The organism is Stenotrophomonas sp. (assembly GCF_050737075.1).
Lineage (GTDB): Bacteria > Pseudomonadota > Gammaproteobacteria > Xanthomonadales > Xanthomonadaceae > Stenotrophomonas.
Genome location: NZ_JBOHXV010000143.1, coordinates 1 through 7536, shown reverse-complemented (window position 1 = coordinate 7536; position 7536 = coordinate 1). Strand labels below are relative to the sequence as shown.

General features: G+C 66.5%; 7 protein-coding genes. 4 read left to right on the top strand and 3 right to left on the bottom strand.

The features are described from left to right. The first annotated feature begins 285 nt into the window (after positions 1-285). Together ACREPD_RS21140 and ACREPD_RS21135 are read left to right on the top strand one after the other, a co-directional pair. Positions 286-1251: a helix-turn-helix transcriptional regulator gene (locus ACREPD_RS21140; RefSeq protein WP_421569718.1), complete on the top strand. Its 966-nt coding sequence runs from the start codon at positions 286-288 to the stop codon at positions 1249-1251. A gap of 184 nt (positions 1252-1435) precedes the next feature. After that, complete coding sequence (locus tag ACREPD_RS21135; protein ID WP_431601113.1) at positions 1436-2230, top strand: MetQ/NlpA family ABC transporter substrate-binding protein; 795 nt, start codon at positions 1436-1438, stop codon at positions 2228-2230. Positions 2231-2354: 124 nt separating this feature from the next. On the opposite strand, the gene glpK is transcribed toward ACREPD_RS21135, so the two are convergent. The 3 genes from glpK to ACREPD_RS21120 form a co-directional block, all read right to left on the bottom strand. Continuing rightward, positions 2355-3854: a glycerol kinase GlpK gene (gene glpK / locus ACREPD_RS21130; protein ID WP_431601112.1), complete on the bottom strand. Its 1500-nt coding sequence runs from the start codon at positions 3852-3854 to the stop codon at positions 2355-2357. A 270-nt stretch (positions 3855-4124) separates the two neighbouring features. After that, a complete protein-coding gene (glpD, locus tag ACREPD_RS21125; RefSeq protein ID WP_431601111.1) occupies positions 4125-5612 on the bottom strand; it encodes a glycerol-3-phosphate dehydrogenase in 1488 nt (495 codons plus the stop codon). A 143-nt stretch (positions 5613-5755) separates the two neighbouring features. Then, on the bottom strand, positions 5756-6388 hold the full coding sequence (locus ACREPD_RS21120; RefSeq protein ID WP_431601110.1) for an OmpW/AlkL family protein: 633 nt from the start codon (positions 6386-6388) through the stop codon (positions 5756-5758). A 143-nt stretch (positions 6389-6531) separates the two neighbouring features. Between ACREPD_RS21120 and ACREPD_RS21115 the strand changes: the two genes are divergently transcribed. Both ACREPD_RS21115 and ACREPD_RS21110 read left to right on the top strand, forming a co-directional pair. Next, the gene (locus ACREPD_RS21115; protein ID WP_431601109.1) at positions 6532-7104 is read left to right on the top strand and encodes a DNA-deoxyinosine glycosylase; all 573 of its coding nucleotides are present in this window, start codon (positions 6532-6534) and stop codon (positions 7102-7104) included. A 214-nt stretch (positions 7105-7318) separates the two neighbouring features. Then, a partial coding sequence (locus ACREPD_RS21110; RefSeq protein ID WP_431601108.1) for a biotin/lipoyl-containing protein occupies positions 7319-7536 on the top strand: 218 nt, incomplete at its 3' end.

The following is a 7536-nucleotide window of genomic DNA, read 5'->3' as shown; positions in this document are numbered from 1 at the left end:
ATCAACGACCACCCGGACATGCGTCGTGTGTTCGATCGGTTCCCCGGCCGCTCCGTGGGCATCCGGTACACGATCGGGTCCGGTGCCGGAGTCGCCCGGCGTGAGCGGATCTACTTGGCCAAGTAGCCGGCCAGGGTCACGGGGCGGGATTCCGCCCCGTGCAATTTCCTTGCAGGGGGTGCAACACTAGGCCCCCTTCATTTATCGCAGGAGCGGCGGGCGATTTATCGCGCGCCGTTACAGTCAGGGCCGCCACAACGGCGGCGACTCGGACATAATCGGATCATGGACCGATATGAACGCATCAACGCCCTGCATCGCCTGCTGAAGTCCGCCCGTTACCCCGTGACGGTGGCCACCCTGCAGGAAAAACTGGAGTGTTCGCGCGCCACCGTCTACCGCGACCTGGCCTTCCTGCGCGACGCACTGATGGCGCCGGTGGAGGGCGACGGCGAGGCCGGCTTCCGCTACCAGGACGACGAAAGCGACCGCTTCGAGTTGCCGGGCCTGTGGCTCAGCTCCGAGGAGCTGCACGCCCTGCTGGCCTCGCAGCACCTGCTCTCGCGTACCGGCGGCGGCGTGCTGTCGTCGGTGCTGGCGCCGCTGCAGCAGCGCATCGAGGGCCTGCTGGCCGCGCAGGCCGGTGTGTCCACCTGGCCGGTGGACCGGGTGCGGGTGATCCCGCACCGGGGGCGCAAGTTCGATGAAGCCAGCTTCCGCGCGGTGGCCTCGGCGGTGCTGGAGCGCAAGCAGCTGGGCTTCGAATACCGGGCCCGTTCCACGGATGAGGCGACCAAGCGCATTGTGTCGCCGCAGCGCATGACCCATTACCGCGACAACTGGTACCTGGACGCCTGGGACCACGGCCGCGAGGGGCTGCGCAGCTTCGCGGTGGACCGCATCTACAAGGCGCGGGTGATCGATACCACCGCGCGCGACGTGGACGACAGCGAGCTGGACGAACAGCTGGGCGCCAGCTACGGCATCTTCTCCGGCCCGCCCAAGGGCTGGGCGACGATCGTGTTCAGCGCCAAGGCCGCCCGCTGGGTGGCGGACGAGCATTGGCATTCCAAGCAGCAGGGCCGCTTCCTGGCCGATGGACGCTACGAGCTGAAGGTACCTTACAGCGTGTCGCGCGAGTTGCTGATGGACGTGCTGCACTACGGCTCGGATGCCGAGATCATCGAGCCGGTCATGCTGCGCGAGCAGGCCAAGGCGTTGCTGATGATGGCGTTGAGCAATTACGAATGACCGGGCGCCGCGCAGCCACCCATGGGGTGGCTCTACGATGATGGTTGGTGCCCGTAGAGCCACCCCATGGGTGGCTGCGCGGAACTGGAACGGTCATTCCTCCCGGTAATATGGCCGGGATACCCGCCCGCCCAAGCCTTGCGGTATGGTTGGCTGCTACCGCAGCCCCCGGATTCCCGCCTCCATGAAAAAGACCCTGTTGCTCCCGCTGCTCGTCGCCTCGCTGGCCCTGGCGGCCTGTGGCAAGCCGGCCACCGACTCCAAGAAGCTGGTGGTCGCGGCCACCGCGGTCCCGCATGCCGAGATCCTGGCGGTGGTCAAGCCGATCCTGCAGAAGGAAGGGCTGGAGCTGGACGTGAAGGTCTTCAACGACTACGTGCAGCCCAACGACCAGCTGGTGCAGAAGCAGGTGGACGTGAACTACTTCCAGACCGAGCCCTACCTGGACGCGTACAACCGTGACCGCAAGACCGACCTGACCAAGGTCATCGGCGTGCACATCGAGCCGTTCGGCGCCTACTCGCGCCGCTTCAAGTCGCTTGCCGACCTGCCGGTCGGTGCCGACGTGGTGATCCCCAACGACCCGAGCAACAACAGCCGCGCGCTGATCCTGCTGCACAAGGCCGGCGTGATCACGCTGAAGGACCCGACCAATGCGCTGGCCACCCAGCGCGACATCATCGCCAACCCGAAGCAGCTCAAGTTCCGCGAGCTGGACTCGGCCATGCTGCCGCGCGTGCTTGACCAGGTCGACCTGGCCCTGATCAACACCAACTACGCGCTGGATGCCGGGCTCAACCCGACCCAGGACGCGCTGGCGATCGAAAGCAAGGATTCGCCGTACGTGAACTTCCTGGTCGCCCGCCCGGACAACAAGGATGACCCGCGCGTGCAGCAGCTGGCCAAGGCGTTGACCAGCCCGGAAGTGAAGGCCTTCATCGCCGAGAAGTACAAAGGCGCCGTGCTGCCGGCATTCTGACCGGCACCTGCGCGAGCCGACCAACGGTCGGCTCCTACCGGCCCGGTCGCAATGACCGCGGCCGATTCCTGCTCACCGGACGTGCCGACCTTCGGTAGGTACCGACCGTTGGTCGGTACGCCGTTCACGCCACGCGGAACCCCATCGTCGCTTCCACCGCCTGTTGCCACCCGGCATACAGCGCCTCGCGCTCACTCACCGCCATCTGCGGCACGAACCGGCGATCCACCGCCCACTGCTCGGCGATTTCCGCACGACTGGTCCAGAACCCGGTCGCCAAGCCGGCCAGATAGGCGGCGCCCAGCGCAGTGGTCTCGGCCACCTCCGGGCGCAGCACCGGCACCCCGAGCAGGTCGCTCTGGAACTGCGCCATGAAGTCGTTGGCGATGGCGCCGCCATCGGCGCGCAGTTCCTTCAGTTCGATCCCGGCATCGGCCTGCATCGCAGCCAGCACGTCGCGGGTCTGGTAGGCCATCGACTCCACCGCCGCGCGGATGAAATGCTCCTTGGTGGTGCCACGGCTGAGGCCGAACACCGCGCCGCGCACGTCGCTGCGCCAGTACGGCGCACCGAGGCCGACGAACGCCGGCACCATGTAGACCCCGCCGTTGTCGGTGGCGCGCTCGGCGTAGGCCTGGCAGTCGCTGGACTTGCCGAACATGCGCAGCCCGTCGCGCAGCCACTGCACCACCGAGCCGGCCACGAAGATGGAGCCTTCCAAGGCGTATTCCACCTGCCCGTCGATGCCCCAGGCCAGCGTGGTGAGTAGCCCGTTGCTGGAGGTCACCGCCTGCGTGCCGGTGTGCATCAGCATGAAACAGCCGGTGCCATAGGTGTTCTTGACCATGCCGGGCTCGAAGCAGGCCTGCCCGAACAGCGCGGCCTGCTGGTCGCCGGCGATGCCTGCGATGGGGATGTGCTGGTCGAAGAAGAACTGGGCCCGGGTGGTGCCGTACACCTCGCTGGAGCTGCGCACCTCGGGCAGCATTGCCGCTGGAATATCCAGCAGCGCCAGCAGTTCCGGGTCCCACTGCAGGGTGTGGATGTTGAACAGCAGCGTGCGTGAGGCGTTGCTGTAGTCGGTCACGTGCTGCGCGCCGCCGGTGAGGTTCCACACCAGCCAGCTGTCGATGGTGCCGAACAGCAGTTCGCCGCGCTCGGCGCGCGCCTGGGCGCCGTCGACGTGATCGAGGATCCAGCGGATCTTGGTCGCAGAAAAGTAGGCATCCACCAGCAGGCCGGTGCGCGCGCGGATGAGTGGTTCGTGCCCATCGGCCTTGAGCCGCTCGCAGATCTCGTTACTCTGCCGCGACTGCCACACCACGGCATTGTGGATGGGTTGGCCGGTGACCTTGTCCCACACCACGGTGGTCTCGCGTTGGTTGGTGATGCCGATCGCGGCGATCTGGCGCGGGTCGATCTGCTGGCGGTTGAGCAGCTCGGTGAGGGTGGTATAGACGCTGGTCAGTATCTCGCGCGGGTCGTGTTCGACCCAGCCAGGCTGCGGGAAGATCTGCGCGAACTCACGCTGGGCCACCCCGACCACGCGGCCGCCGCGATCGAACAGGATCGCGCGCGAGCTGGTGGTGCCCTGGTCGATGGCGAGTACGTAACGTTTGTCCATGCGGGTTCCGTTGCTCTGGCGTGGGGTGATGGTAACGCGGGGGGTGATCGCGGACGCTTCGTTCCGGGGTCATGAATGTCTGACGGATGCTTCGATTGGGTCTAAACGCCGGACGGGTGGTCGGGGCGGCAGTACGTAGGCTTCTGGGGATTGTGCCGCGCTGTGCGCGGATGCCACGCATGGCGTGGCACTACGAGTTGTTACGTGCACAGGACGATTTGGCTGGAACAGCGTAGAGCCACGCCATGCGTGGCTGTCCCCGTTCCGGGGTCATGGACGCGGATCGCCCAGGTATGCCGCCACCGCCGCGCGCTGTGCTTCATCCAGGCGCAGGCCGAAATGCGTGCGTCGCCATAAAAGGTCATCGGACTCGACCACCCATTCGTGCTCGACCAGGTAATCCACCTCGCGTTGATACAGGCCCGCACCAAAGTGATGGCCCAACTGGTCGGGCCTGCGTACGTCGCCCAGCACGCGGCGTGCGCGGCTTCCGTGTCGACGGGCCAGATCCAGCAGCAGCGATCGAGGCAGTTCGGGATACGAGGTTTCCAAGGCCGGTAGAACGGCCTGGACAGGCCCTTCGTCGCCACCCGGCAGGGCGGGGCCGTCCGCCGTCCATGCCGGTTCGCTCCGGCCCAGTGCCGCGCCCAGCTGGTCCACCGCTTCCTCTGCCAGCGTGCGGTAGGTGGTGAGCTTTCCCCCCAGGACGCTGAGCAGCGCTGCCTGCTGCGCGTCGAGGTGCAGGCGGTAGTCGCGGGTGACCTTGGCCGCGTCATGGTGGTGGTCGGCCAGCAGCGGGCGCACGCCGCTGAACTGCCAGACCACGTGTTCGGGCATTACGGCGGTGCGCAGCCAGCCATTCACCGCATCGCACAGGTAGGTGATCTCGTCGGGCGCGATCTGCACCCGCGCCGGGTCGCCGTCGTAATCCTGGTCGGTGGTGCCGATCAGGCTGTAGTCCTGCTCGAAGGGAATCACGAACACCACGCGCTGGTCAGGCTGCTGGAACAGGTAGGCGCTGTCATGCGCGTACAGGCGTGGCACCACGATGTGGCTGCCCTGGACGAGCCGCAGGCCGATCGGGGCATCCATCCCGGCGCGCTCCAGCAGATTGCCGGCCCACGGCCCGGTCGCGTTGACCACCGCACGCACACGCAGTCGCGTGACCTGGCCGTCGGCCTGGCGCAGGACCGCCAGCCAATGATCGCGGTGCCGGATCAGCTGCTCGCAGCGGGTGCGCAGGCGGATGTCGGCGCCGCGTTCGCGGGCATCCAGCGCGTTGAGCACTACAAGACGCGCGTCGTCCACGCGTGCGTCGGCATAGCTGAAGGCGGTGCGCCAGCGCGGCTGCAGCACCGCGCCGCGCGGATCGCTGCGCAGGTCGATGCGCCGCGCGTGCGGGAAGGCGGCGCCGGTGTGCTCCAGGTGGTCGTACAGCCACAAACCAACGCGCAGCATCCACGCGGGGCGCAGGTGCGGCGCATGTGGCAACAGGAACGTCGTGGGCGTGACCAGGTGCGGCGCCAGCCGATGCAGTACGCCGCGTTCGCGCAATGCCTTGCGCACCAGCGAGAACTGGCCGTACTGCAGATAGCGCAGGCCGCCGTGAATCAGCTTGGTGCTGGCACTGGACGTGTGCGCAGCCAGGTCGTCCTGCTCGCACAGGCACACCGACCAGCCGCGCCCGGCCGCGTCACGGGCGATGCCAGCGCCATTGATACCGCCGCCCACGACCAGGACATCCACGATGTCATCCATCGGCACTCCCCTTGCGCGCCCGCAGCGCCCCTGTCGCCAGTATTGAAGACACCGGAGCAAGGGAAAATGAAATGCGGTGGTGCGACGGCCAAAACAACAACGGGCCCACAAGGGGCCCGTTGCGTTACATCCAACAACAGCGCTTAGAAGCGGGCGCCGATACCGAAGCCCACGGTCCACGGGTCCAGCTTGGCCTTGTCGCCGGTGCCGTCGCCGTTGACGGTCAGTTCCGGGCGCGAATGCATGTAGCGTGCATCGGCGCGGGCGAACCAGGTGCTGTTGATGTTCATGTCCACGCCGACGGTGCCGATGGCGCCCTTGGCGGTCTCCAGCCCGATGTGGCCGGCGTCGCTGGTCAGGTTTTCGTTGCTGAAGTTGGACTCGTAGTAGCCCACGCCCACGAACGGACGGAACACGTTGTCGGCCTGGCCGAAGTGGTACTGGCCGCTCAGCGCGATCGGCTGCTGCTCGACGGTGCCCAGCTTGGCGCCGTTGCTGCCGCGCACGCGGTGGTCGAACTTGTCGGCCGCGCCCCACAGCTCCACGGCCCAGTTGTCGTTGATGTAGTAGCTGACGCTCAGGGTCGGCGCCGGGCCACCATCGACCTTGTCGATGCCTTCAATCGGATCATTCTTCGGCTGCAGCAGTGCGACGCCGCCGACGACGGCGAAATGCTTGCCCGAAGCGGTGTCGGTGCTGCTGTCCTGCGCGAAGGCGGCAGGTGCGAAGGCGAGAGCAGTCAGGGTAGCCAGGGTCAGGGTGCGGATGGAGCGCATGGGGGAATCTCCTCAGAAGTCTTTTTTTGTTATTGGCCCCTTGTGTCGGGGCGAGGCAAACGTAGTCCTCTCAACATGAATCGAATCCGACGCTCGTTAAAAAATAGTTTGTTCCGTTCAGCGATCGTCTCGAAAAGCCCACCGTGGCGCGCGATCATGCAACGCTCGACATTCACGCATCTGGAGAGGATGTGACGGAAACGACACACTGCATCGGGCTTGCCGCGCAGGTTGCAGCGGACTGCCGCGTACTGGTGCTGGGCTCCATGCCCGGCGTCGCGTCGTTGCAGGCGGCGCAGTACTACGCGCATCCGCGCAATCGCTTCTGGCCGCTGATGGCGGCGTTGACCGGCATCGATGTGGCGCAGCCGTACGCCGCGCGCATGCAGGCATTGCAGTCGGCGGGCGTGGGCGTGTGGGACGTGATCGGTGCCTGCGAGCGGCGTGGCAGCCTGGACACGGCGATCGTGCGCGGCAGTGAGGTACCCAATGCACTGCCGGAGCTGATCGCACAGCTGCCGCAGCTGGCCGCCGTGGCCTGCAACGGTGCAACGGCACACGCCGCATTCGTGCGCTACATCCAGCCCCTGCTGGGCGCTCGCGTCACATCGCTGGCGGTGTGGGCGCTGCCCTCGACCAGTCCGGCCAATGCGGCCTGGCCGTTGCCACGGCTGCAGGCGGCATGGCAGCCACTGGCCGATGTCCTGGCCGGCTGATCCGGAACAGCGCGGGACAATACGGTACCGACTGGTACGGTGCCGACTGGAGCGGTCGATGCAGCGGCTGCCGTTGCCGATTCTGCCGGGAAGCGCCCGCTGCAACAGGCTGTCCCGGGACAGAGGCAGTGAATATTGCGCAAGCCGGTTGGCGCTGACGCCTCGTACCCCCACAATAGGCGATTCCCTACACCAGATTGCCGGAGTTATCCCCATGGCCGAAATCAAGGAAGCACTTGTCCCCGATATCGGTGACTACAGCGACATCCCGGTAATCGAGGTGCTGGTCGCCGTTGGTGATACCGTCAAGAAGGACCAGGGTCTGGTCACGCTGGAGTCCGACAAGGCCACGATGGAAGTGCCGTCCTCGGTCGCTGGCGTGGTCAAGGAAATCAAGGTCAAGGTCGGCGACAACCTGTCCGAGGGCAAGGT

Coding starts and splice junctions, on each gene's coding strand:
- ACREPD_RS21120 (WP_431601110.1), bottom strand. CDS start 6,388: ATGCGCTCCATCCGCACCCTGACCCTGGCTACCCTGACTGCTCTCGCC.
- glpD (WP_431601111.1), bottom strand. CDS start 5,612: ATGGATGACATCGTGGATGTCCTGGTCGTGGGCGGCGGTATCAATGGC.
- ACREPD_RS21135 (WP_431601113.1), top strand. CDS start 1,436: ATGAAAAAGACCCTGTTGCTCCCGCTGCTCGTCGCCTCGCTGGCCCTG.
- glpK (WP_431601112.1), bottom strand. CDS start 3,854: ATGGACAAACGTTACGTACTCGCCATCGACCAGGGCACCACCAGCTCG.
- ACREPD_RS21140 (WP_421569718.1), top strand. CDS start 286: ATGGACCGATATGAACGCATCAACGCCCTGCATCGCCTGCTGAAGTCC.